The sequence below is a fragment of the Rhodopila sp. genome (assembly GCF_965277825.1).
In the GTDB taxonomy this organism is placed as follows: domain Bacteria; phylum Pseudomonadota; class Alphaproteobacteria; order Acetobacterales; family Acetobacteraceae; genus Rhodopila.
This window is the reverse complement of record NZ_OZ255846.1, coordinates 4014328-4036555: the sequence shown is the minus strand read 5'-3', so window position 1 is coordinate 4036555 and position 22228 is coordinate 4014328. Positions and strand designations below refer to the sequence as shown.

Annotated in this window: 22 protein-coding genes; 9 read left to right on the top strand and 13 right to left on the bottom strand. The window is 66.7% G+C overall.

Annotation, left to right across the window (positions count from 1 at the left end):
• Nucleotides 1–97: 97 nt before the first annotated feature.
• Nucleotides 98–1216, bottom strand: coding sequence for a LysR family transcriptional regulator (locus ACQY4T_RS19700; protein WP_428534175.1), 1119 nt, complete (start codon nt 1214–1216; stop codon nt 98–100).
• Nucleotides 1217–1394: 178 nt separating this feature from the next.
• On the opposite strand from ACQY4T_RS19700, the gene ACQY4T_RS19695 reads away from it, so the two are divergent.
• Nucleotides 1395–2144: a hypothetical protein gene (locus ACQY4T_RS19695; RefSeq protein WP_428534173.1), complete on the top strand. Its 750-nt coding sequence runs from the start codon at nt 1395–1397 to the stop codon at nt 2142–2144.
• Nucleotides 2145–2665: 521 nt separating this feature from the next.
• Here the strand turns inward: ACQY4T_RS19695 and ACQY4T_RS19690 are convergent.
• Nucleotides 2666–2959: a hypothetical protein gene (locus tag ACQY4T_RS19690; RefSeq protein ID WP_428534171.1), complete on the bottom strand. Its 294-nt coding sequence runs from the start codon at nt 2957–2959 to the stop codon at nt 2666–2668.
• A 117-nt stretch (nt 2960–3076) separates the two neighbouring features.
• On the opposite strand from ACQY4T_RS19690, the gene ACQY4T_RS19685 reads away from it, so the two are divergent.
• From ACQY4T_RS19685 to ACQY4T_RS19675, 3 genes are all read left to right on the top strand, one after another.
• The gene (locus ACQY4T_RS19685; protein WP_428534169.1) at nt 3077–4471 is read left to right on the top strand and encodes an LLM class flavin-dependent oxidoreductase; all 1395 of its coding nucleotides are present in this window, start codon (nt 3077–3079) and stop codon (nt 4469–4471) included.
• A 119-nt stretch (nt 4472–4590) separates the two neighbouring features.
• Nucleotides 4591–4818: a hypothetical protein gene (locus ACQY4T_RS19680; protein ID WP_428534167.1), complete on the top strand. Its 228-nt coding sequence runs from the start codon at nt 4591–4593 to the stop codon at nt 4816–4818.
• A gap of 51 nt (nt 4819–4869) precedes the next feature.
• Nucleotides 4870–5304 (top strand): hypothetical protein, encoded by a 435-nt coding sequence (locus tag ACQY4T_RS19675; RefSeq protein ID WP_428534165.1) that lies wholly within the window; start codon nt 4870–4872, stop codon nt 5302–5304.
• A gap of 763 nt (nt 5305–6067) precedes the next feature.
• Here ACQY4T_RS19675 and ACQY4T_RS19670 read toward each other — a convergent pair.
• From ACQY4T_RS19670 to ACQY4T_RS19660, 3 genes are all read right to left on the bottom strand, one after another.
• Nucleotides 6068–6628, bottom strand: a complete 561-nt coding sequence (locus tag ACQY4T_RS19670; RefSeq protein ID WP_428534163.1) for a hypothetical protein — start codon at nt 6626–6628, stop codon at nt 6068–6070.
• A gap of 103 nt (nt 6629–6731) precedes the next feature.
• Nucleotides 6732–7508, bottom strand: a complete 777-nt coding sequence (locus tag ACQY4T_RS19665) for an enoyl-CoA hydratase-related protein (RefSeq protein ID WP_428534161.1) — start codon at nt 7506–7508, stop codon at nt 6732–6734.
• On the bottom strand, nt 7508–8728 hold the full coding sequence (locus ACQY4T_RS19660; RefSeq protein WP_428534159.1) for a CaiB/BaiF CoA transferase family protein: 1221 nt from the start codon (nt 8726–8728) through the stop codon (nt 7508–7510). The genes ACQY4T_RS19665 and ACQY4T_RS19660 overlap by 1 nt, the downstream gene beginning before the upstream one ends.
• Nucleotides 8729–8895: 167 nt before the next feature.
• On the opposite strand from ACQY4T_RS19660, the gene ACQY4T_RS19655 reads away from it, so the two are divergent.
• From ACQY4T_RS19655 to ACQY4T_RS19645, 3 genes are read left to right on the top strand one after another with little or no spacing between them, the layout of a single operon-like run.
• Nucleotides 8896–9168: a hypothetical protein gene (locus ACQY4T_RS19655; protein WP_428534157.1), complete on the top strand. Its 273-nt coding sequence runs from the start codon at nt 8896–8898 to the stop codon at nt 9166–9168.
• A 53-nt stretch (nt 9169–9221) separates the two neighbouring features.
• Nucleotides 9222–9437 (top strand): type II toxin-antitoxin system Phd/YefM family antitoxin, encoded by a 216-nt coding sequence (locus ACQY4T_RS19650; RefSeq protein ID WP_428534155.1) that lies wholly within the window; start codon nt 9222–9224, stop codon nt 9435–9437.
• A gap of 54 nt (nt 9438–9491) precedes the next feature.
• Nucleotides 9492–9827: a type II toxin-antitoxin system RelE/ParE family toxin gene (locus tag ACQY4T_RS19645; RefSeq protein WP_428534153.1), complete on the top strand. Its 336-nt coding sequence runs from the start codon at nt 9492–9494 to the stop codon at nt 9825–9827.
• 21 nt (nt 9828–9848) lie between these two features.
• On the opposite strand, the gene mnmE is transcribed toward ACQY4T_RS19645, so the two are convergent.
• Nucleotides 9849–11174, bottom strand: a complete 1326-nt coding sequence (gene mnmE, locus ACQY4T_RS19640; protein ID WP_428534151.1) for a tRNA uridine-5-carboxymethylaminomethyl(34) synthesis GTPase MnmE — start codon at nt 11172–11174, stop codon at nt 9849–9851.
• Between the two features lie 254 nt (nt 11175–11428).
• Here mnmE and ACQY4T_RS19635 point away from each other — a divergent pair, with 254 nt between their 5' ends.
• Nucleotides 11429–12760 carry a PQQ-dependent sugar dehydrogenase gene (locus tag ACQY4T_RS19635; RefSeq protein ID WP_428534149.1) on the top strand — a complete coding sequence of 444 codons (1332 nt, stop codon included), beginning with the start codon at nt 11429–11431 and terminating at the stop codon, nt 12758–12760.
• A 473-nt stretch (nt 12761–13233) separates the two neighbouring features.
• Here ACQY4T_RS19635 and ACQY4T_RS19630 read toward each other — a convergent pair whose 3' ends face one another.
• The 3 genes from ACQY4T_RS19630 to ACQY4T_RS19620 form a co-directional block, all read right to left on the bottom strand.
• On the bottom strand, nt 13234–13908 hold the full coding sequence (locus ACQY4T_RS19630; protein ID WP_428534147.1) for a 3-oxoacid CoA-transferase subunit B: 675 nt from the start codon (nt 13906–13908) through the stop codon (nt 13234–13236).
• A complete protein-coding gene (locus tag ACQY4T_RS19625; protein WP_428534145.1) occupies nt 13905–14657 on the bottom strand; it encodes a CoA transferase subunit A in 753 nt (250 codons plus the stop codon). Before ACQY4T_RS19625 ends, ACQY4T_RS19630 begins: the two co-directional genes overlap by 4 nt.
• A 161-nt stretch (nt 14658–14818) precedes the next feature.
• Nucleotides 14819–15286, bottom strand: a complete 468-nt coding sequence (locus tag ACQY4T_RS19620) for a YybH family protein (protein WP_428534143.1) — start codon at nt 15284–15286, stop codon at nt 14819–14821.
• 136 nt (nt 15287–15422) lie between these two features.
• Between ACQY4T_RS19620 and tsaA the strand changes: the two genes are divergently transcribed.
• Nucleotides 15423–15905 (top strand): tRNA (N6-threonylcarbamoyladenosine(37)-N6)-methyltransferase TrmO, encoded by a 483-nt coding sequence (gene tsaA / locus ACQY4T_RS19615; protein ID WP_428534141.1) that lies wholly within the window; start codon nt 15423–15425, stop codon nt 15903–15905.
• A gap of 13 nt (nt 15906–15918) precedes the next feature.
• On the opposite strand, the gene ACQY4T_RS19610 is transcribed toward tsaA, so the two are convergent.
• From ACQY4T_RS19610 to fdhF, 4 genes are all read right to left on the bottom strand, one after another.
• Nucleotides 15919–17517 (bottom strand): OFA family MFS transporter, encoded by a 1599-nt coding sequence (locus ACQY4T_RS19610; protein ID WP_428534139.1) that lies wholly within the window; start codon nt 17515–17517, stop codon nt 15919–15921.
• A 523-nt stretch (nt 17518–18040) separates the two neighbouring features.
• Nucleotides 18041–18253 (bottom strand): formate dehydrogenase subunit delta, encoded by a 213-nt coding sequence (locus ACQY4T_RS19605; RefSeq protein ID WP_428534137.1) that lies wholly within the window; start codon nt 18251–18253, stop codon nt 18041–18043.
• Nucleotides 18243–19061: a formate dehydrogenase accessory sulfurtransferase FdhD gene (fdhD, locus tag ACQY4T_RS19600; RefSeq protein ID WP_428534135.1), complete on the bottom strand. Its 819-nt coding sequence runs from the start codon at nt 19059–19061 to the stop codon at nt 18243–18245. The genes ACQY4T_RS19605 and fdhD overlap by 11 nt, the downstream gene beginning before the upstream one ends.
• Nucleotides 19062–19228: 167 nt before the next feature.
• Nucleotides 19229–22144, bottom strand: coding sequence for a formate dehydrogenase subunit alpha (gene fdhF, locus ACQY4T_RS19595; protein WP_428534133.1), 2916 nt, complete (start codon nt 22142–22144; stop codon nt 19229–19231).
• Nucleotides 22145–22228: the final 84 nt, after the last annotated feature.

Below are 22228 nucleotides of genomic sequence, written 5' to 3'. Positions count from 1 at the left end.
CAGCCGGGCCGCAGGACTACATTACCGTAGCCAAAACCAAACTTCGGCTGTGCGGTTCCTGACTGGCAGGGGGGATCTGCGGTGAGCGACTATGCAATTACGGATGCTGGTTATTGCCGGAGCCATAGTTCACATCGATTGGCTCCTGTTTCTCCGTCCGGTCTTGGTCTGCGTCCGCGGGATTCAACCTGTCGGCCAGCTTTTGCAGGCAGTCCGTGATTTGGGTCAACGCGACCCTGATTCGCGGCGTGCGCCGATTATCCCGATGCACCACCAGCCAGACGTCCGCGCTGGGTGCGGCAGTCGGTGTGGCCAGGCGGATCAAGTTGTGCTCCCGATCGGCGCGGAACCGGGCCAGGCATGCCAAGCCGCCACCGTGAGCCGCCGCCATCACCGCCGCTTCATGGCTGCTGGTTTGCAGGGTAACGCGCGCCCGCGTCGCCACCTCCGCCAGCCAGCCGGTCTGCGCGGTATCCTCGATATCGCCGACTTGTGTAATGAGATAGTGCTCCGGGCAGCCTGCGCCAAAGTCCAACTCGCCGTGCTGCCGCAAATAGATCGGGCTGGCATAAAGTCCAAAGGCAAGGCGGCCGATGCGCCGGATGACCAGATCGTGCTGGTCTGGCCGGGCCAACCTCACCGAAATATCCGCTTCCCGCATCGAAAGGCTGACCATGCGCGGATCGGGGATCAGTTCCACCAAGATATCCGGGTGCTGGTTATGCAGTGCCGCGAAGCACGGCGCCAGGATCTGGCTTGCCATGGTTTCGCTACAGGTGAGCCGGATCGGTCCAGCCATTCGAGTATCCTGGCCTCCGACGCTGCGTTGCAACGACAGAGTTTCGGCTTCCAGACGCTCAGCCCGCTGGCATACTTCCTGGCCGGCCAGAGTCATTATGTATCCATCCGGGGTGCGGTTCAGCAAACGCACGCCCAAGCCGGCTTCCAGCGATGCAAGCCGCCGTCCGACAGTGGATTGGGCGACTTGTAGGTTCTTCGCGGCAGCAGAAAGACTGCCATCCCGCGCAACGGCCAAGAAAAATCGGAGATCGTCCCAATCCAGCATGAGTAACCAATCTTGCAGCGTTTTCGCATTCCTGCTCGCCGCCTCTAGCCACTTCGCGGCGCGCAGCGAGCTGTCGTCCTGGCCGCTTACAGCTACGGCTAGGACATCGTATTCCTTTGACAAAAGATGCGTAAAGCAGGCTCCGTCCAACGCTAATCAGCGTAGTTGCAAAACGTTGTGTTAGCATGTCCCCAGCGCAACCGACGCTCCCGCCGGGGCGCCCCACCCCCCGCGTTTGCCGCGCCAGCCAAACCGCGTAAACTCCGCCGCAACGACCGCGCTCCCCCGCGCGACGCCTCCCACCCAGCCGACAGGAGCACCCCGCCCGATGCCGCTGATCGCCTCCGCCGATGCCGCCCGTGTCAACCGCCGCCGAGGCTCCGCCGCCGACGGCGTCAGCTTCTGGCACACGCTCTACCTCGGCACCACCCGCTACAACATGGCACCGGACACCCCCGACCCGGCGCCCGACGCGCTGTTCCCGATGGCCTTCCTGGTCGAGCAGGACCCCGGCACCACTGCCAGCGCGCACTACCACCAGCAGGACCAGTTCCAGCTCGTGGTCGGCGGCCGTGCCACTCTCGGCCTGCACGACGTCCGCCCCGTCACCGTCCACTTCACCGGCGCCCACACCGCCTACGGCCCAATCCGAGCCAGTCAGGACGAAGGCGTGTGGTATTTCACTCTGCGCAACGGCTTCGACCCCGGCGCCCGCTTCATGACCATACCGGAAAACCGCGTCGCCCTGCGCGCCATCCCCGGCCGCGGCCACCGTGAATCCGTCGCCGGCCCACTGCCCCCCGCCACCGCCCCGACCGAGACCCTGCTCGGCCCCGACCCCGACGGCATGACCGCCTGGCGCTATCGCCTCGCGCCGGGCGCCACGGCAAGCGGCCCCGACCCGGCCAACGGCAAAGGCCAATACTGGGTCGTCACCGAGGGCAGCCTGACCCGCGACGGCGAAACCCTCCCGCCGATGTCCTGCGCCTTCGTGTTCCCCGACGACGCGCCGTTCGCGGCGATCGCCGGCGCCGACGGCAGCGAACTCATCGCCATGCAATTCCCTCGGCGGGAATGACCGGACACGCGACGAGGGCCGCGGTAAATCGCTTTGCTATCGAGGTTGGCAAAGAAGCAGGGTTAGAAATGCTTTCCGACGCTCCTCACCAGCTCTCGAGAAGCGACCCGGCGCTTCGCGCGGTTCCAATCACCAATTTCGCATCAGAAATTCTGAATCGGGGTTCTGGATTATAATCCGCACGATGCCGTTTTTCCTGAAGTACGACCGTTGCAGCGGCAAACGCCTGGATGTTCGCCCCAAGACCCGTCGTTGGAAGATACGGCCCATACCTCTGGGGCGGAGTCTGTTTCGCCAGATCTGCGCAAAGCTCCTTCAGCCGGCGGTGGTCGATGCTCCGGTAAACCAGCGCATAGCGACTGCTCCCACGCTGCGTCACGCCGACGAATTCGTCCGCCGGGGATGCAAGCGTAAAATGGAACACGCCTTAGTAGGCGCTGGAGATCGCTCGTCTGACATCAACCTGCCTCGGCGCGCCGACCGGCGGAGCCAGCAACTGATCGGCCTGATCGAAAAGATGATCAGGGTTGAGTATCGACATCCGGCGCCATTTCCTCATCGGTCGCGAATTCGATGATCGGAAATCTTTCCTCGCCCGATCGGCGAAGATCACGTTGGATTCGGACGATGGCATCCAATGCGCTGTCGCCGCTTACTTCCTTCCGCTTGCCGCCAAGGAGGATGATCGTTACGTGCAAAGCTTCGCGACCGTCAGAGTCCGTCGCGGGAACATTGTAGATCCTAAGGCCCTCTCTCTTCAGTGCCGCGACAGCCGCCATTTTGACGACTTGATTGACTTCCTTAAGATCGAGCATACCACAAGTTAGCAGTCATGCGGTGTCGCGGAAAGCTCCTCTCAGGATCGCACCCAGTTATGGCGGTTTTACCTCCGCTGCTTCCCATTGCCTCACCATTGCCACAGGTCGAGCCCAATGCCCCGCCAAATCCGCCTCAACGCCTTCGACATGAATTGCATCGGCCACCAGTCGCCCGGCCTGTGGACCCATCCCGACGACCGCGCCGACACCTACAACACCCTGCAATACTGGACCGACCTCGCCCGTATCCTCGAACGCGGCAAGTTCGACGCCCTGTTCCTGGCCGACGTGCTCGGCGTCTACGACGTCTACCAAGGCTCCGCCCGCACCGTGCTGCAACACGCCGTCCAGGTCCCGGTCAACGACCCGCTGATGGTCGTCCCCGCGATGGCCACGGTCACCCAACACCTCGGCTTCGGCATCACCTGCGCGCTGTCCTACGAACTGCCCTACCCGTTCGCCCGCCGCATGAGCACGCTCGATCACCTGACCAACGGCCGCGTCGGCTGGAACATCGTCACCGGCTACCTCGACAGCGCCGCCCGCGGCATGGGCATGCCCCAGCAGGTCGCCCACGACGACCGCTACGACCTGGCCGAGGATTACATGCAAGCCACCTACAAACTATGGGAGGCAAGCTGGGAAGACGGCGCCGTGCTGCGCGACCGCACCGGCCGCCGCTTCGCCGACCCCGACAAGATCCACCGCATCCTGCACGAGGGCCCGCACTTCCGCGTCGACGCCATCCATTTGTGCGAGCCCTCGCCGCAGCGCACCCCGGTGCTGTTCCAGGCCGGCGCCTCCAAACGCGGCCGCGACTTCGCCGCCCGCCACGCCGAGTGCGTGTTCATCAACGGCCCATCGAAGACCGTCATCGCCAACACCGTCGCCGACCTGCGCCGTCGCGCCGCCGCCGCCGGCCGCGACCCCTACGACCTGGTCATCTTCACCATGCTGACCATCATCACCGACACCACCGCCAAAGCCGCCCAGGACAAATACCAGGACTACCTCAACTACGTCTCCGAAGACGGCGCGCTGGCCCTGATGTCAGGCTGGACCGGCCTCGATTTCTCCCAACTCGCCCCCGATGAGGTTGTCCGCTTCCACGCCCCCTCCAACGCCCAGACCTCGGCGCTGGAGGCGTTCACCACCGCCGACCCCGATCGCCAATGGACGGTGCGCGAGATCGCCCGCCACGCCGCCATCGGCGGCCGCAGCCCGGTGCTGATCGGCTCCGCCGCCGAAGTCGCCGAGGAGCTTCGCGCCTGGGTCGAGGAAACCGACGTTGACGGCTTCAACCTGGCCTACACGCTGACCCCAGCCAGCTTCGCCGACGTCGCCGACCTGGTGGTGCCCGAACTGCAATCCCGCGGCCTGTTCAAACACGACTACGCCCCCGGCACATTCCGGGAAAAACTGTTCGGCCGCGGCCCCCGCCTGCCCGCCACCCACCCCGCCGCCGCAGTCCGGATCGCCGCTCAACCATCCCCGCGCGACCCGCTGTAAACCGGCCCCCGCGCCGCAGCCCAATGCAGCCAACCCCCCCACGTCGCGACCCAATCCAGCCCACCCCCCGCGTCGCGACCCAATCCAGCCCACCCCCCGCGTCGCGACCCGGACCGCGTGTGGCGCCCCCCCCCGGTGTCACCACCGGGCTCGGCCCGGTCACCCACGACTTCGCCCCCAATCCAGCCCACCCCCCGCGTCGCGACCCGGACCGCCGTAGCCCGCCCCCCGGGGTCATGACCGGGCTCAGCCCGGTCACCCACGACTTCGCCACCAATCCACTGCATCCCCGGGTAACCACCGATGTCACATCGCGCGCCACCCCCAGCCCGCAAAACTCGACTTGATCGAACCAGCCGCCGGACGCATAGAACACCCGGTTGAAGCGGGCGGAATCCATGAAATCAACATTGACAATGCTGCTGATCGGCGCCTGTCTCGCAACCCTGGCGATCCCACGGCCCGCCGGCGCCCAGCCCAGCGACAGCAACGTTTCCTTCGACGCCGGCGGCCTGATGCCAAAGAAACCGGCGCCGCGCCTGCCCGACATCGCCGCCCAGCCCCTGGCCTGGCCGCGACTCGATCCCGGCGCCGTGGTCTGCCGCACCGAGGCCGACCTCGACAAGCTGGGCGAGCGCCGACACGGCCAGCATGTCGACGGACCGATCGACTGCCAGATCGTCCGCGCCGCCACCGCCATCTCCATCGTCCAGCGCAGCGGCCCGGGACGCACCGAGGTCAAGGCCTCCGGCCCCAAGGCCGATTGGTCCGGCTGGACCGACGCCTGGCTACCGGAAAAAGGCAGCGTCGGCGCCACATCGGTGTCGCGCTAATCAGCCCAACTCCGCGCCGGCCGCAACCGCCGGCTCGGTTCGTCGTCGACCCATACCTGCGGACGTTTGAAGCAGGCAGGGCAGGGCGCGCATCGCCGCCTGACATACCGCCGGCGGCTGTCATCAGGCCACGGTCTCGTGCCCGCGCCTCCGCCGCACCCTGTCGCTCCTGGCGTGGCCAGCGCTCACCGCTCGCCCATCCGGCGGCTCAATCATGCGACGAAACAAACGGCTCCAGCCGACGAGCTCATCGCCATCCCCCAAGACTTTCAAGAACAGTGTTCGAGGGCACTAGAAACGTCGTTCCCGCGGTCGCGGTCGAGAAATCCAGGTCCGATCATACTGGTCATCAGACACCCGGCCTTTCCGTTCCATTACGCCTCGGACCCCATGAACGCAGATGAATCAGCGTAGCTGGTCGCCAGCGATCCGGCATCAAGCCTGTTGCAAAGGACGATGGGCTAAACCGCCGGATGCCGGGATGGGGCGGCGCCTTCAGCCAAGCGTTGGCTGGCGCGGCCGGCTCGGCCCCGCTGAGGCATCATAATGCTGAACGGAACGTTCTGAAGTCGGGGTAATCGTGCTGTGCTTCTGGTGTCCTGTCCCAAAAGGCCGCCACATTATGCGGTGGAGTTCTGCGATCAGTAGGCCACTGAAAATACAGCGCTATCGTCACGAGACTGATGTTCGACCGATATGGCGAACTTCAGAATTCGGGACACGAGCACATGATCGGCCGGAGCGTTCAAATCGCCATCGTGCGTTAGGACACCGCGCCAGGGGGATGGCCCGACCCAACCTTCCACGCCACGCCCCGCACCGCCCTGGCCAGCTCCGCCAAGGCGATCAACGCAAAAAGCGCCACCGCGTTGACCAGGAAAACCTGCCACACCACCCTGGCACTGAACGCCCCGCCGCTTCCGGGCAGCACATAGCCGGCAAGGTACAGACCGAACTCGAACACGGTGAACGCGGCCACGAACGGCAGGCTGATCGCCAACGGCGCGGCCCGCTGCGCCGACAGCGCCTTGGCCGCGACCACCGCCAGGCCGCAGCAGCCACCGATCGCCAACCCCCAGGCCGCGCTGTCCCAGGTCCACGGGTAGCCCAGGAACCCATACCCGATCGCTTGGTTCGCCAGCCACACCACACCGACGACAGCGGCCGCGTCGCGCCCATCAAGCTTCAGCGCGGCCAGCGCCGCAAGCGCCGCAAACGGCGTGACGCAGGCAAACAACGGACTGAGGCAGGTGCCGCAGGCGACGATCAATCCAATCCAGACCACCCGGTCGGCGTGTTCCGATGCAACGTGAATGTCGGCCAAATGTCTGCTCGCTCGATCCAATGGCCGGGCATACTCCGGTTTGGCCGCCGCGCCGTCAATCATGTCGCCAGCCCTCGGTCCCACCAGTCATCGGTTCCCCCAGTCATCGGTTCCGCCAGTCCGGCTTGCGCTTTTCCGCGAACGCCCTCGGTCCCTCTATATAGTCCTCGCTCTCCATGTTCTCCCGCTGCGCCGGATAGATTGTCCGCATCGCCTGCTGCAGGGTCGGTTCGTCCAGGCCGTGATACGCCGCCTGCTTCGAAGCCCGCACCGCCTTGGGTGAGCACTCCAGGATCATCGCCGCCCACCGCCTGGCGGCCTCCAGCGCCTGGCCCTCCGCCACCACCTCGGTCACGAACCCAAGTTCGAACCCCTCGCGCGCCGGCACCCGGCGCCCGGTCAGGATCATCCCCATCGCCTGCTTCACCGGGATCGAGCGCGGCAGCCGATGCACCCCCCCGGCCCCGGCGATCAACCCCACCCTCGGTTCCGGCAGCGCGAACACCGCGTTCTCCGCCGCGATGATGATGTCGCAAGCCAACGCGGTCTCGAACCCGCCGCCCATCGCGACCCCGTTCACCGCCGCGATCAACGGCTTATCCAGGTCGAAACGGTTGCAGATGCCGGCAAAGCCGCGCGGCCCGTTCGGACGCCGCTTGCCGCCGGCCTGCACCTTCAGGTCGTTTCCCGCCGAGAACGCCCGGCCGCCCGCCCCCGTAACGATCCCGACCCAAAGGTCATCGCGTTCGGCAAACTCGTCCCACACCGAGGCCAACTCGTCGTTGGCGTCGGCATGCAGCGCGTTCAGCACCTCCGGCCGGTTTAGCGTGACGATGCGCAGTCGACCTTCATCCTGCACAGAGCAATATTGATACGCCATCAGCCGACCACCTCGTTGTCCCTCAGTTCGGCGATCCGCGCCGCATCGTAACGCAACCACTCCGCGAGCACCTCGGCGCCGTGCTCGCCCAGCAGCGGTGCGGCCTTCACCGCGGGTGGGCGGCCGCCGAAACGCACCGGCCAGCCGCTCATGACATAATCGCCGATCTCCGGATGCTGCATGGTCTGGCGGATGCCGCGCTGCGCGAAAGACGCATCGTCGGCCAGTTCGCGGGTATCCAGCACCGCGCCCGCCGGGATCGTGGCACTCCCCACCAGGTGCATCGCGGTATGCTTGTCGTGGCGCAGCGTCCATTCCGAGACGATCAGATCGACCTCGGCGCGATGTTCGGTGCGCGCCGCCGGGCTGGCGAAGCGCGCATCGCCGATCAGGTCCTCCCGCCCCATGACCTTCAGCAACCGGGTCCAATGTTCGGGGTTGGCCGCGCTGGTGTAGATATAGACGTAGTCGTTCGGCCCCCCGCCGCTGCACGGGTACACCCCGATCGGAGGATTGCCGCCGCCCACGGTCCTCGATCCGGCCCGCGGCGCCGCCTTGCCATCGGATCGTTCCATGTAGGCGAAGGCGTTGCGGATGTAGTGCAGGATGGCGTCCTGCATGGCGACCTGCAGATGCTCCCCTTGCCCGGTCCGCAGCCGGCGCACATAGGCACCCAGGATCGACACCGCCATCAACATGCCGGTGCCGGTATCGCCGATCGTGGCGCCCGGCTTGCAGGGCGGACCGCCCTCCTCGCCGGTGATCGACATCAGCCCGCCGCAGGCCTGCGCGATCATGTCGAACGCCAGGTTGTTCTCGAACCGGCTGCCGGCGCCGAAGCCCTTGACCTGGCAATAGATGATCGCCGGATTGATCGCCCGGATCACCTCATAGCCCAGTCCCAGCCGTTCGATTGCGCCGGGTGCGAAGTTCTCGATCACCACGTCCGCGGTGGCCGCCATCTGCTTGACCAGGTCGAGCCCGCGCGGATGCTTCAGGTTGACCGCGACCGATCGCTTGTTGGCGTTGTATTGCAGGAAGTAGAACGCATCATGGGCGCCCTTGCCGCCAGAAGACCGGCCCGGATCGCCAACCCTCGGGTTCTCGATCTTCACCACGTCGGCCCCCATCCAGGCCAGCGCCTCGGTGCAGGACGGCCCGGCCTCGAACTGGGTCAGGTCCAGGATCTTCAGCCCTGAAAGGCAGTTTTCTCCGCTCATTGCCACCATTCCCCCGTCGTTCGCGCCACGCTACGCCCTTGCCGCGACCGGCGTCGAGAGCGGCGGCCATGGCGGGGTACGGCACCACCAGCCCGGTGCGCAACATTCGTCAAAGACACTTGCCTTCCGGCCCGCGAGAAGCCAGCCTTCAGGTCATGGTGGAGCCCGTGAGCCTGAACAACTATCGCGACGACACGCTATGGGCCGTGGTCGCCTCGATCGGTCGAAAGACCCGCGTCGCCGAGGTGTTTCCCAACCGCCTCGCCGCGCTCGCCGACAAAGCGTGGCGCGAGCAGCAGGTCGACGCCTACGCCAACTTCCTGCGCAACAGCCGCCAGCCGACGCCGCTGTATCACGTCAGGCCGATCCGGCGGGCGGATCTGCCACGATCCTGGCGCCCGCTGCCGGCACTGGGCTTCCTGCACGGCAAATTGCTCTAGGTTTCTCAGGATGGTATTACCTTATTGAGTAATCTTTTCAGCCAGACAGGCCCATGGATATCACCAAAGACATTCAGCCCATGACCACCTTCCGCAACCACTCGGCGGAAATCATGCAGCACCTCAAGGACACCAAGCGACCCGTCATCCTGACGGTGAACGGCAAGGCGGCTGCCGTCGTTCAGGACGCCAAAGCATACCAGCATTTGCTTGATCTTGCGGCGGAGGCAAGCGCCGCCGAGGCATCCGCCAAGGCCTCGAGGACTTAAGGAACGGTCGCACCCGCCCGGCGACAGCCGTGTTCGACGAAATCCGCGCGGAATATGCCATACCGCGTTGAACTGACAGCGCGGGCAGTCCGCAACCTCAGACGCATCTATCAGACCATCAACGCCGAACCGGCCGCACAAGCACGGGCATTGTTCAACGGGCTCGAGCAGGCCATCTCAAGCCTCGACGAACACTCGGCCCGAGGCCCATCCACGCCGAAAGACCGCGGCCTCCGCCATCTGCTACGGGCGCCGTTGGCGCTTCCGTATCATCTACGCGACGAGGCCAACCGCATTGTCACAGTGCTGAATATCCGCCATGGCGCGCGTGGCGCTTTTATTCCAGACGATTCGGATGACTCGACCGGCGGCCCGGTCCGCTCGGGCTGACGCAGCAACACAGACGGCGCGTTACTTGCCGATGCAGAACCGCGAAAACACCGTATCGAGAACATCCTCCACCCCGACATGGCCGGTGATCCGGCCCAGCGCGCGCATCGCCAGGCGCAGATCCTCGCCCCGCAGTTCGGCCAGATCGGCGCGTTCCGAGGCATCCAGATGGTCAGCCGCGCGCAGCAGGGCGGCGCGGTGGCGCGCCTGGGTCAGCGGCGGCGGCCCGCTCGATTCGGTCATGCCGCGCGCCGCATCGGCCAGCCGAACGCGCAGGTCCGCCATCCCCAGGCCGGTCATCGCGCTGATCCGCAGCGCGTCGGGCGGACCGCCGCGCCGGAGATCTGCCTTGTTGGCGATCAGCAGATGGCCGGCCCCGGCGGGCAGCAGGCCGCCGGGGCCGCCCGGCGGTGGCGCGGCAGGCGGCCCCGAACCCGCCTCGACCACCGTCATCACCAGATCGGCGTCCCTCGCCCGAGCCAGCGCTCGGCGCACGCCCTCGGCCTCGATACTGTCGCCGGCCTCACGCAGCCCGGCGGTGTCGACCAGCGTCACCGGCACGCCGCCCAGCACCACCCGGGTTTCCAGCGCGTCGCGGGTGGTACCGGGAATGTCCGAAACGATCGCCACCTCGCGTTCGGCCAGCGCGTTGATCAGCGTCGATTTGCCGACATTGGGGGCGCCGGTGATGGCGAAGAACAGCCCCTCGCGCAGCTTCTCGCCGCGCCCGGCATCGTTCAGATGCTGGCGGATTTCGCCGCAAACGGCGCGCAGCGTGGTCAGCACCTGTTGCTCCACCTCCGCCGGCAGGTCTTCATCGGGAAAGTCGATCAGCGCCTCCTGATAAGCCAGCAGCCCGCGCAGCCGGTCCGCCCAGTCCTGATACAACGCCCCGAGCGCGCCCTCGAGCTGGCGCAGCGCCTGGCGACGTTGCGCCTCGGTCTCGGCCGCCACCAAATCATGCACCGCCTCCGCCTCGACCAGGTCCATGCGCCCGTTCAGGAAGCCTCGGCGGGTGAATTCCCCGGCTTCGGCGGGGCGCAACCCGGCTTCGATCAACGCCCCGGCAACCCCGTCGATCACCGCGCGGCCGCCATGCAACTGCAGCTCCGCGCAATCCTCCCCGGTGTAGCTGTCGGGTCCGGGGAACCACAGCACAACGGCATGGTCCAGCAACCCCCCCGACGGTTGCCGCAGCCGGCGCACCGAGGCACGCCGCGGCGCCGGCAACACGCCGCCGCACAGCGCCGCCACCGCGGGCCCGGTGGCGGGTCCGCTGAGCCGCAGCACCGCGATGGCGGCGCGGGCGGACCCGGAGGCGAGGGCGAAAATCGTGTCGGACCACATGGTGCCCGAATCTAGTCCAGATGCTTACTCCAGCGCAGGCCCCGACTATCGAATGCTCAACCAACCGCGTTGCCTGGTGATCAGCAGGTGCGAACGCCATCGCACGACCGCTTGCATCCATGGGATAGGTCAAGCAGTTACCGTCGTTCGCCGGGTTGCGTTCCAGTCGTTCGGCACCGGTCAGGCGACAAGGCGGCGTCGGCTTGGAATCTCCGGGCATCGCCGGAATTCAATTCTCGGAGGAAAACCACGCCATGCCAAGACCAGGTTTGCTGATGGCCGCCATCGTTGCAGCCGGCACCGTGGTGTCGCTGTCCGCCTGCGGCGACAGCGCAAAGCTGCCACTCTCCGCGGGCATCGGACCGCGGCCGCAATTGCCGCCGCCCGACGTCACCATGTTCCCGACGGTAAAGGTCGCCCCCGCCGTCGGATGGCGCCAGGGCGAGCAGCCGACCCCCGCACCAGGCCTGGCGGTGACCGCCTTCGCGACCGGCCTCGAGCATCCGCGCAACGTCTATGTGCTGCCCAACGGAGATGTGCTGGTGGCGGAAACCAACGCTCCGCCAAAGCCCGATGATAGCCCCGGCCTGCGCGGCCTGGTCACCCGGTGGATCATGCGCCGCGCCGGTGCCGGAGTGCCAAGTGCCAATCGCCTCGTTCTGCTGCGCGACACGCACGCCGATGGCGTGGCGGATGTGCGCTCGGTTTTCCTGCAAGGACTGCACTCGCCTTATGGCATCGCGTTGGTCGGTGACCAGCTCTTCGTTGCGGATACCGACGCGATCCGCCGATACCGCTATCACCCGGGTCAAACCCATATCGATGAACCGGGATCGATCCTGACGGAGTTGCCGGCGGGACCCATCAACCACCACTGGACCAAGAACCTGGTCGCCAGCCCGGACGGGCGCTTCCTCTATGTCAGCATCGGCTCCAACAGCAACGTCGGGGAGAACGGCTTGGCGGCCGAACAAGACCGAGCGCAAATCTGGCAGGTCGATGTGCGCACCGGCGAACATCGCAGCTTTGCCACCGGGCTGCGCAATCCGAACGGACTTGCGTTCGCGCTCGATCCGCGACCTGTGTTGTGGACGGCGGTGAATGAACGCGACGCGCTGGGCAGCGATCTGGTGCCGGATTACATGACCTCGGTGCGCGACGGTGGCTTCTACGGGTGGCCGTTCAGCTACTACGGCCAGCATCTTGACCAGCGTGTGCATCCGCAACGACCCGATCTGGCGGCCCAGGCGATCGCACCGGATTATGCTCTGGGCGCGCACACCGCCTCGCTGGGTCTGGCGATCACGACGCACAGCTTGCTTCCGGCTCCGTTCACGACGGGTGCTTTTGTCGGTCAGCACGGTTCATGGAACCGCCGCCCGCCGAGCGGCTACCGGGTGATCTTCGTCCCCTTCGTCGATGGCCGACCGGACGGCGAGCCGATCGATGTGCTGACCGGATTTCTCGATGCCGATGGAAACGCACGTGGCCGCCCGGTTGGGGTCGCGTTGGATGGTCACGGCGGATTGCTGGTCGCCGATGACGTCGGCAACACCATCTGGCGTGTCCACGGCGCCGCACGCTGATGTCGCCCGACGAGCGGCATGCGGATCGGACCGCGACCCGGCACAATATCGGTTCGGGGTTGAACCGATAGTGCGTAAACGCCGGGACTTGAGGTGACCGACGATGTTCGACGATCTGGCGACCCGATGGTGCTTTCGAATGTCCCTCTGCCGATAACCGACCTCAAGGCCGCCGCCGGTGGCGGCCCGCTTCGCGGCTTTGGGCCTTGACCTCGGCCATCGGCAGAGAGTCCTGCTCGGCATGCCATCAATGTATGAATGCGGCCGCGTCTCGCTTGGTTCATCGCGGAACCCCTGACAGCGCCCATAAGGTCGAGATCACATTTTTGCAGATTGCTCCGCAACTCGTTGTTCGAGAGGCGATCCACGCTTTTGTTGACGCCACCGAAAGCCACCGCACGCTGGAACCGGGTGGCGCGGCCACCGGCGCCGATCACCCCCGCAATCGCTGCCGACCGATCTGACCTTCGCCGTCATCCCCCGACGGCGACCGTCCCCAGCCCGTCGGCCACAGTCAGCGTCCCCCCCGTCACCGCGCGGATCTCCTCCACCGTCAGCCCAGGCGCGATCTCGCGCAGCCGAAAACCCGAACCGGTCGGCTCGAACAGCCCGAAATTCGTCGCGACAAGCGTCACCACACCGCGCGCCGTCACCGGCAGGTCGCACGCCGTCACCAGACGCGGTTTACCATCGCGAGTGACGTGCTCCAGGATGATGAACACCCGCTTGGCGCACGCCGCCAGGTCCATCGCCCCGCCGATGCCGCCGCCCTTCTGTCCCTTCAGCTTCCAGTTGGCGAAATCCCCGCCCATCGACACCTGATACGCCCCCATCACGGTCGCATCGATGTGTCCGCCGCGGATCACCCCAAAACTGTCGGCGTGGTGCACCACCGCCGCGCCCGGCTTCAAGGTCACATTCTGGCCCCCGGCATTGACCAGGTTCAGGTCCTCGGTCCCCTCGGGCGCCACCCCGCCATAGCCGATCACCCCGTTCTCGGAATGATAGGTGATATCGCGGTCACCGATATCGGTGTTCGAGCACAGCGTCGGAATACCCACACCCAGGTTGACGATCCAGCCATCCTGGAACTCGCGCGCCAGGCGATCGGCCATCTGCTGCCGGCTCAGGCCCTTGGCTCCGCTCATCGCCGCGTCTCCTGTCCCCTGGCCTGCCGCTTGCTGGGCCAGATGCCCACCGGTTCGGGAGGCACCTGCACCAGGCGATGGACGTAGATACCAGGCGTATGCACATCGTCCGGATCGATGCCGCCCAACGGCAACACCTTATCGTCGATCTCGGCGATGGTGCAGCGCGCCGCGGTCGCCATCACCGGGCCGAAATTGCGCTGCGAGCGGTGGAAGCGCAAATTGCCGCCCGCATCCGCGCTGCGCGCTCGGATCAACGCGTAGTCCAGCGACAGTGCGTATTCCAGCAGGTATTCGCGGCCCTCGATGACTCGGGTTTCGCGCCCCTGGGCCAGCTCTGTGCCGACCGCCGTCGGCGTATAGAATGCCGGGATGCCGGCCCCCGCGGCGCGCAGCCGTTCCGCCAGCGTCCCTTGCGGCACCAGTTCCGCCTCCACCTCACCGGATTCGTAATACTTGGTGAACGGCAGCACATCGGTCGGGCGTGTCGCCGCGGTGAAGGCGCAGATCACCTTGGCGACCTGGCCGTTCTCCACCAGCATGCCGATATCGGGCATCCTGGGCTGTTGCGCGCCGCCGGTAGTGTTGGCCACCAGGGTCAGCCGCTTGGCGCCGTGCGCCATCAGCGCCTTGATCAGGTTGAACGGCGTGCCCGGCATGGCGAAGCCGCCGAAGCCGATGGTGCTGCCGTCGGCGATGTCAGACACCGCCTCGGCGAAGCTGGCGCGCAGCTTGGTCTTCTGGGTCATCGCTTCCCCGCTTCTGGAGTGCGATCGCTTTTGGTGGCATCACCAAAAGCGTGCATCGCCCGCTCGAACAATAGTGCCACCGATCAAGGTTCAGCCATGCCGAGGTGTCAAGCCAGCGGTCCTTGCCGCCGCGATCGCGGCACGGCCGCGGTCGCTGAGGTTTACTGGTTGCTGAGGTACTGATTGAGGTTCCAGATGTCGCTATCCAGCATCCAACTGCCGTTCACCCGCTTCCAGACAACGACATACTTGCCGTCGATCTTGGCCATCTGTTTCTGCGCATCCGGCGCCTCGCCGGTGAAGCGACCAATCTCGCGCGCCGCGTTGCCGTACTGCTCGACCGAGAGGGTCTGCAAGCCGGTGATCTTCAGGCCGCTCTGGATTGCGCCCGCCCAGACCTTCTGAATGCCGTCACGCCCGCTCACCATGTCGGCGCCCGGAGGAAACACGGTGGCGTGCGGCGTGTACAACTGCGCGATTGCGGAGGCGTCACCCCTGGCATAGGCGGCGCCAAACTTGTGGTTGGCCGCATCGATGTCGGACTTCACATCCCGCGCCTGCGCGGCCACGCACACCAACACAAGCGGGATCGCCGGGATAAGCGACTTCTTCAGCGTCAGGCGTTTCATTGCAACCTCCCTGGTTTTTCCCTTGTCAGCGAAGCGAAACGCTGGCGGCCATACCGAGGCGTGTCAATCGACCAACCCGCTTGCCGCGTCCACCTCGGCGGCCAATGATCGTGCACCCCAGCGTGAGGCGGTTCGCTTGCCCGACACACCCGAAATGCTGCTGCACCCGATCGGCATGCTGCACACGCCGTGGACCGCGATCGCCGACTGCCCGCGCAACGGTCGTCAGCTCGACCCCGCCCCGACCTGCATCGCGAGACTGTTGCCGGAACTGGTCGAAGGCCTGGCCAGTCTCGACGGCTTCTCGCATCTGATGCTGCTCTACTGGGTCGGCCCGCAGCCGCGCCCGAGGCTGCTCTTCACCCCGCCGTTCGATTCCCGGCCACGCGGCGTGTTCGCCACCCGCGCGCCGTTCCGGCCCAATCCGATCGGATTGTCGGTCGTCGCGTTCGACGGGTTCGCAACCCCCGACACGCTGAAGCTGCGCTATCTGGACTGTGTCGACGGCACTCCGCTGCTGGACATCAAACCCTATCTTCCGACCACTGATAGCGAGCCCGGCGCCGCAATGGGCTGGCTCGCGCCGCACGCCACGAGGACCCGCGACACCGAGCCGTGACGGCGGCAGTGACCTAGACCAGCGCGGCGACCTTGGTGCAGGCGATGGACAGCCCGATCAGGAACGGCACGCCGACCGCCAGCCACGCCAGCACCCCGACCAGGCCTAAGCTGCCGCGCGCCACCGATTGAGCGCCGGCGAGCCCGCGTTCCTCGCCGCTCCGGGTATCCAGATTATTTGCGTGATACTTGGCATCCACCGGCTTGACGAAGTAATTGCACAGCAGCCCACAGAACAGCAGGAAGGCCATGACATACAGCGTGTTGTCATAGACCATACTAGGCGCCATGCCACGATCGAGCTGGAACTGCCGCAGCCCGGCGATCAAGGCCGGCCCGACGACGCCGGCGACCGACCAGGCGGTGATCAGCCGGCCATGGATCGCCCCCACCATCTCGGTGCCGAAGATGTCGGCCAGATAGGCCGGCACGGTCGAGAAGCCGCCGCCGTACATCGACAGGATGATGCAGATCGATAGCACGAACAGGATCGGCAGACCGAGGTGCCCCCAGGTCGGCAGCAGGCCATAGACCACGATGCCGATGACGAAGATCGCGTAATACATGGCCTTGCGGCCGATCTTGTCCGACAACGACGCCCAGAAGATCCGGCCCAGCGCGTTGAACAGGCTGATCAGCCCCACCAGCCCGGCCGCCGCGGCGACGATCGCGGCCTTCTGCCCCGCGCTCAGCGCCGCGGTGGTGTGGACCCCGACGAGCTTGGCTCCGAATACGTCCTGCAGCATCGGGCTAGCCATCGAGATTACCCCGATGCCGGCGGTGACGTTCAGGCAGAGCACACCCCAGATCAGCCAGAACTGCGGTGTCCTCCAGGCAGTGTCCACCAGCACGTTGGCCGGGGTTATCATCGCATCGGACGCACCCGTTGCCGGCGGCGTCCACCCGGTGGGTTGCCAGCGGGCGGGCGGGACGCGGACACCCAGCGCGCCGCCGGCCATGAAGGTGAAGTAGATCACGCCCAGCACGATCAGCGCCGGCGCCACCCCGGGGATGGCGTTGGCGCTGAACCGCGCGATCAGCCAAACCGCCAGCGGGGCGCCGATCATCGCACCGCCGCCATAGCCCATGATGGCGAGGCCGGTGGCCAGGCCGCGGCGATCAGGAAACCAGTTGATCAGCGTGGAGACCGGCGTGATGTAGCCCAGGCCCTGGCCGATGCCGCAGACCACCGCCGCCAGGTAGACCAGCCAGAGCTGGTGCAGCGACACCGAAACGCCGAGCAGCATCAGGCCGCCGCCCCAGCACAGCGCGGCAATCAGTCCCGCCTTGCGCGGTCCGGCACGCTCCAGCCAGCCGCCCCAGATCGCGGCCGACAGGCCGAGCACGGCGATGAAGATCTCGAACACCGGGGTGACCGCCGGCACGGTCCAGTTGCAGGTCTGCGTGAACAGTTCAGTGCCGAAACCTTGTCCGGTGCAGGAAGCGGGATCGTGGTTGGCGATCAGGTGGGTCATCGGCAGCCAGAACACCGAGAAGCCGTAGGCCATGCCGATGCTGAGATGGATGGCAAGCGCGGCCGGGGGCACCGGCCAACGATTGAACCTGGCACCGGCGACAATGTTGTCCCTGCTCAAGAACGAGTTGCCCGTCATTCTATCACTCCCTGGTCGTTTGTTCGTTGCGCGCGGATTTGTTCCGCGCTTGCGGTCGATGTTATGGGCGCTGGCGGCGGCTGCCAAACCAAATCCAGCTGATCGCCGGCCGTGGCGAAACGCGTCGCCGAGGTCGGTCGCATCGGGTGACCGGATACCCTGCTGGTGCATCAGGATTCGCGTTGCGGCATCAGAAGTGCGCGACCAAATGCGCTCCGGGGATCGGCTGGGGTTCAGCCGATCGGTGTGCCGCATCGGGCGATCAGGATGCCCGGTCGATCGGGATGACCGGTCCAGCGATCGGTGTGCCGCATCGGGCGATCGGGGTGCCCAGTCCAGCGATCGGGGTGCCCAGTCCCGCGATCGGGGCGCCCGGTCCAGCGATCGGGGTACCCGGTCCAGAGATCGGGGTATCCGGTCGGGCAATCGGGGTGCCCAGTCCAGCGATCAGGATGCCCGGTCGGGCAATTGGGATGCTCGGTCCAGCGGTCGGGGAGCCCGGTCGGGCAGTCGGGATGGCGGGTCAGCCGCGGTCCAGGCGCTCGACCGCCTGGAGCACCAGCGGGTCGAGTTCGACGCGTCCCTCGGCCAACTGGGCGACGATCGCGCGGCGCATGCGCGGGTCCCAGAACTTCAGCAGATGGTCCTCGATCGCGGCCACCGCGGTCTCCGGTTTCTGTGTCTGGAAGAAACGACCGATCTGGTTGGCCATGTAGCCGAGCCGGTCATGCGACATGGCGGGTGGTCCGAACGGTGATGCGGTTGAGGTGGGTGAAGACCTCGAAGCCGTCGTCGCGGGCGATGCCGACCAAGGTGAGGCCGGCGGCATTAGCGACCTCGATCGCCAGTGAAGTGGGAGCAGAGACGGCGACGATCACCGCCGCACCCAGGGTCGCCGCTTTTTGCACCATCTCGACCGAGACCCGGCTCGACAGCAGTACCAGGCCATCGTCCGCCCGCACCGCGGCTCGCGCCAATGCGCCGGCCAGCTTGTCGAGCGCGTTGTGCCGGCCGACATCCTCGCGCAGCGCGATCAGGCCGCGTTCGGGGGTCCAGAACGCCGCGGCATGGACCGCGTGGGTGGTGGCGTTCAGCACCTGGGCTGCGGGCATCGCGCGCATCGCGTCCTGGATCATCGCGGCACTGAATGCTCTGCCGCGAAGCACCGCCGGTGCCGGGCGGATTGCCGCGGCCAGGCTGTCGAGGCCGCACAGGCCGCAGCCGCTGGGTCCGGCGAGGCGGCGCTGGCGCCGGGTTAGCGCGGCCAGCCGGTCGGGCGCGAGGTCCATACGGCACTCGATACCGTCGGCGACCTCGACGATGTCGAGCGCCAGGATGTCGGCGGCGGTCTCGATCAACCCCTCGGAGCGGCTGAAGCCGATGGCGAAGTCCTCGAGGTCGGAGGGCGTGGCCAGCATTACCGCGTGGGTGGTTCGGTTGTAGGTCAGCGCGACCGGGGTTTCCCGCGGCACCGAACGCACGCCGTCCTGGCAGGTGTCACCACGCCAGGCGACCCGAACGGCGGGGACGACGGGGTCAGCCATCGGCCGGGGTCAGGGGTTTCATGCTCGTAGCGCGCATCGGATAAGCGGGATACGTCGCTGACCGCGGGAGTATCCGATCCGCGCGCCGAACCGAGGACGCTCCGTGTTTCACGCTGCTCCGCGACCGGATGCGAGTCACGCTGCTCTGCGATCGGATGCGAGCGGCGTCATTCACCGGCCGGCACCGGCTCGATCCGGCGGTTTTCCGCCGACATCGCCTGATACTCCACCTGCCAGTCGGACGGTCCGTTGGACGGCGAGACCTGCACCGCGGTCACCTTGTACTCCGGACAGTTGGTCGCCCAGTCGGAGAATTCGGTGGTGACCACGTTGGCCTGGGTCACCGGGTGGTGGAACGTGGTATAGACCACGCCGGGCGCCACCCGTTCGGTCACCGTCGCGCGCAGCGTGGTTTCGCCCGCTCGGCTGCGCAGGCGCACCCAGTCGCCGTGCTTGACGCCGCGTTCCTCGGCGTCGTGCGGGTGGATCTCCAGCAGGTCCTCGGCGTGCCAGACCACGTTGGCGGTGCGCCTGGTCTGGGCGCCGACGTTGTACTGCGACAGGATCCGCCCGGTGGTCAGCAGCAGCGGGAAGCGCGGCCCGACCTTTTCGTCGGTGGCGATGTATTCGGTGATCACGAAGTTGCCCTTGCCGCGGACGAAGTGATCGACGTGCATGATCGGCGTGCCGTCCGGCATGGCGTCGTTGCACGGCCACTGCACCGACCCCTGTTCCAGCCGGTCGTAGGATACGCCGGCGAAGGTCGGCGTGGTGCGGGCGATCTCGTCCATGATCTCGGACGGGTGGTTGTAGTGCATCGGGTAGCCCATGGCGTTGGCGATCGCCTGCGTCACCTCCCAGTCACCCAGGCCGGCGCGCGGTTCCATCACCTTGCGCACGCGGTTGATGCGGCGTTCGGCGTTGATGAAGGTGCCGTCCTTTTCCAGGAACGTGGCGCCGGGCAGGAACACGTGGGCGTAGTTCGCCGTTTCGTTCAAGAAAAGATCGTGCACGACGACGCATTCCATCGCCGACAGGCCGGCGGTGACGTGCTGGGTGTCGGGATCGGACTGGGCGATGTCCTCGCCCTGGACGTAGAGCCCGAGGAACGATCCATCGACCGCGGCATCCAGCATGTTGGGGATGCGCAGGCCGGGTTCGGGGTCGATCGGCACGCCCCATTCGGCTTCGTAGATTGACCGCACGACGGGGTCGCCGACATGGCGGTAGCCGGGCAGTTCGTGCGGAAAGCTGCCCATGTCGCAACTGCCCTGGACGTTGTTTTGGCCGCGTAGCGGGTTCACACCGACGCCGCGCCGGCCGATGTTGCCGGTGGCCATCGCGAGGTTGGCGATCGCCATCACCGCGGTGCTGCCCTGGCTGTGTTCGGTCACCCCCAGCCCGTAGTAGATCGCGCCGTTGCCGCCGGTGGCGAACAGTCTGGCGGCGCCCCGCACCTGATCGGCGGGCACGCCGGTGGTGGCTTGCAATGCCTCGGGGCTGTGGCGCGGTTCGGACACGAAGGCGGCCCAGTCGGCGTATGCGTCGGTCTCGCAGCGTTCGGCGATGAAGTCACGCGCGGCCAGGCCTTCGGTGACGATGACGTGGGCCAGCGCGGTCAGCATCGCGACGTTGGTGCCGGGCCGCAGCGCCAGGTGATAGGACGCAGCGACGTGGGGGGTGCGCACCAGGTCGATCCGCCTTGGATCGATCACGATCAGCTTGGCGCCCTGGCGCAGCCGCTGCTTCATGCGCGAGGCGAACACCGGATGGCCGTCGGTCGGGTTGGCGCCGATCACGATGATGACGTCGGACTGTTCGACGCTGTCGAAGTCCTGGGTGCCGGCCGAGGTGCCGAAGGTCTTGCCCAGCCCGTAGCCGGTCGGCGAGTGGCACACCCGGGCGCAGGTGTCGGTGTTGTTGTTGCCGAAGGCGGCGCGGGCCAGTTTCTGCACCAGGTAGGTTTCCTCATCGGTGCAGCGCGACGAGGTGATCACGCCGATCGAGTCCTTGCCGGCCTTGGCCTGGATGCGCTTGAACTCCGAGGCGACGCGTTGGATTGCTACGTCCCAGCTGACCTTGCGCCAGGGGTCGGAGATCCTGTCGCGGATCATCGGGGCGAGGATGCGATCCTTGTGTTGCGCGTAGCCCCAGGCGAAGCGGCCCTTGACGCAGGAATGGCCGTGGTTCGCCTTGCCGTCCTTCCACGGCACCATGCGCACCACCTGGTCGCCGCGCATTTCCGCCTTGAAGCTGCAGCCGACGCCGCAATAGGCGCAGGTGGTTACCACCGAGTGCTCGGGCTGGCCCATCTCGACCACGGATTTCTCGATCAAGGTGGCGGTCGGGCAGGCTTGTACGCAGGCGCCGCAGGACACGCACTCGCTGGTCAGGAACGGTTCGTCGGCGCTGGCGGCGACCTTGGAGTCGAAGCCGCGGCCCTGGATGGTGAGCGCGAAGGTGCCTTGCACTTCCTCGCAGGCGCGCACGCAGCGGGAGCAGACGATGCAGCGGGCCGGATCGAAGTTGAAGTAGGGGTTGGAGGCGTCGATCGGGGCCGACAGGTGGTTTTCGCCGTCGTAGCCGTAGCGCACGTCGCGCAGTCCGACCTCGCCGGCGGCGTCCTGCAGTTCACAGTTGCCGTTGGCCCCACAGGTCAGGCAGTCGAGCGGATGGTCGGAGATGTAGAGTTCCATCACGCCGCGGCGCAGCCGGCGCAGGGTGTCGCTGACGGTGTGGACGGCCATCCCCGGTGCGACCGGGGTGGTGCAGGAGGCCGGGGTGCCGTTGCGGCCCTCGATCTGCACCAGGCAGAGCCGGCAACTGCCGAAGCTTTGCAGGCTGTCGGTGGCGCAGAGGCGTGGCACCTTGATGCCGGCGTGCATCGAGGCGCGCATGATCGAGGTGCCTTCGGGCACCGTGATTTCGCGGCCGTCGATGGTCAGGGTGACGCTGGCCTGGCCCGCGACGGCCTCGTCGATGCGGGCCTGGTCGATGCCGGCCTGGTCCGCTCCGGCGTGGTCGATGCCGGCTTGGTTGGTGACGGCTGGGGTGCCGTAGTCGATCTCTTGCAGCATCGCCATGGGCGGGGATTCCTTCATTCGGCGGCTGGATCGGTTTTCCGCCGGCGGCGCGCCGGGAAACCGATCCAGCTCTTGGTTTGGTCG

What these genes read in the sequence shown, in the direction of transcription:
- ACQY4T_RS19695 (WP_428534173.1), top strand. Translation starts at nt 1,395, where the DNA reads ATGCCGCTGATCGCCTCCGCCGATGCCGCCCGTGTCAACCGCCGCCGA.
- ACQY4T_RS19690 (WP_428534171.1), bottom strand. Translation starts at nt 2,959, where the DNA reads ATGCTCGATCTTAAGGAAGTCAATCAAGTCGTCAAAATGGCGGCTGTC.
- ACQY4T_RS19685 (WP_428534169.1), top strand. Translation starts at nt 3,077, where the DNA reads ATGCCCCGCCAAATCCGCCTCAACGCCTTCGACATGAATTGCATCGGC.
- ACQY4T_RS19675 (WP_428534165.1), top strand. Translation starts at nt 4,870, where the DNA reads ATGAAATCAACATTGACAATGCTGCTGATCGGCGCCTGTCTCGCAACC.
- ACQY4T_RS19665 (WP_428534161.1), bottom strand. Translation starts at nt 7,508, where the DNA reads ATGGCGTATCAATATTGCTCTGTGCAGGATGAAGGTCGACTGCGCATC.
- ACQY4T_RS19660 (WP_428534159.1), bottom strand. Translation starts at nt 8,728, where the DNA reads ATGAGCGGAGAAAACTGCCTTTCAGGGCTGAAGATCCTGGACCTGACC.
- ACQY4T_RS19650 (WP_428534155.1), top strand. Translation starts at nt 9,222, where the DNA reads ATGGATATCACCAAAGACATTCAGCCCATGACCACCTTCCGCAACCAC.
- ACQY4T_RS19645 (WP_428534153.1), top strand. Translation starts at nt 9,492, where the DNA reads ATGCCATACCGCGTTGAACTGACAGCGCGGGCAGTCCGCAACCTCAGA.
- mnmE (WP_428534151.1), bottom strand. Translation starts at nt 11,174, where the DNA reads ATGTGGTCCGACACGATTTTCGCCCTCGCCTCCGGGTCCGCCCGCGCC.
- ACQY4T_RS19635 (WP_428534149.1), top strand. Translation starts at nt 11,429, where the DNA reads ATGCCAAGACCAGGTTTGCTGATGGCCGCCATCGTTGCAGCCGGCACC.
- ACQY4T_RS19630 (WP_428534147.1), bottom strand. Translation starts at nt 13,908, where the DNA reads ATGAGCGGAGCCAAGGGCCTGAGCCGGCAGCAGATGGCCGATCGCCTG.
- ACQY4T_RS19625 (WP_428534145.1), bottom strand. Translation starts at nt 14,657, where the DNA reads ATGACCCAGAAGACCAAGCTGCGCGCCAGCTTCGCCGAGGCGGTGTCT.
- ACQY4T_RS19620 (WP_428534143.1), bottom strand. Translation starts at nt 15,286, where the DNA reads ATGAAACGCCTGACGCTGAAGAAGTCGCTTATCCCGGCGATCCCGCTT.
- ACQY4T_RS19610 (WP_428534139.1), bottom strand. Translation starts at nt 17,517, where the DNA reads ATGACGGGCAACTCGTTCTTGAGCAGGGACAACATTGTCGCCGGTGCC.
- ACQY4T_RS19605 (WP_428534137.1), bottom strand. Translation starts at nt 18,253, where the DNA reads ATGTCGCATGACCGGCTCGGCTACATGGCCAACCAGATCGGTCGTTTC.
- fdhD (WP_428534135.1), bottom strand. Translation starts at nt 19,061, where the DNA reads ATGGCTGACCCCGTCGTCCCCGCCGTTCGGGTCGCCTGGCGTGGTGAC.
- fdhF (WP_428534133.1), bottom strand. Translation starts at nt 22,144, where the DNA reads ATGGCGATGCTGCAAGAGATCGACTACGGCACCCCAGCCGTCACCAAC.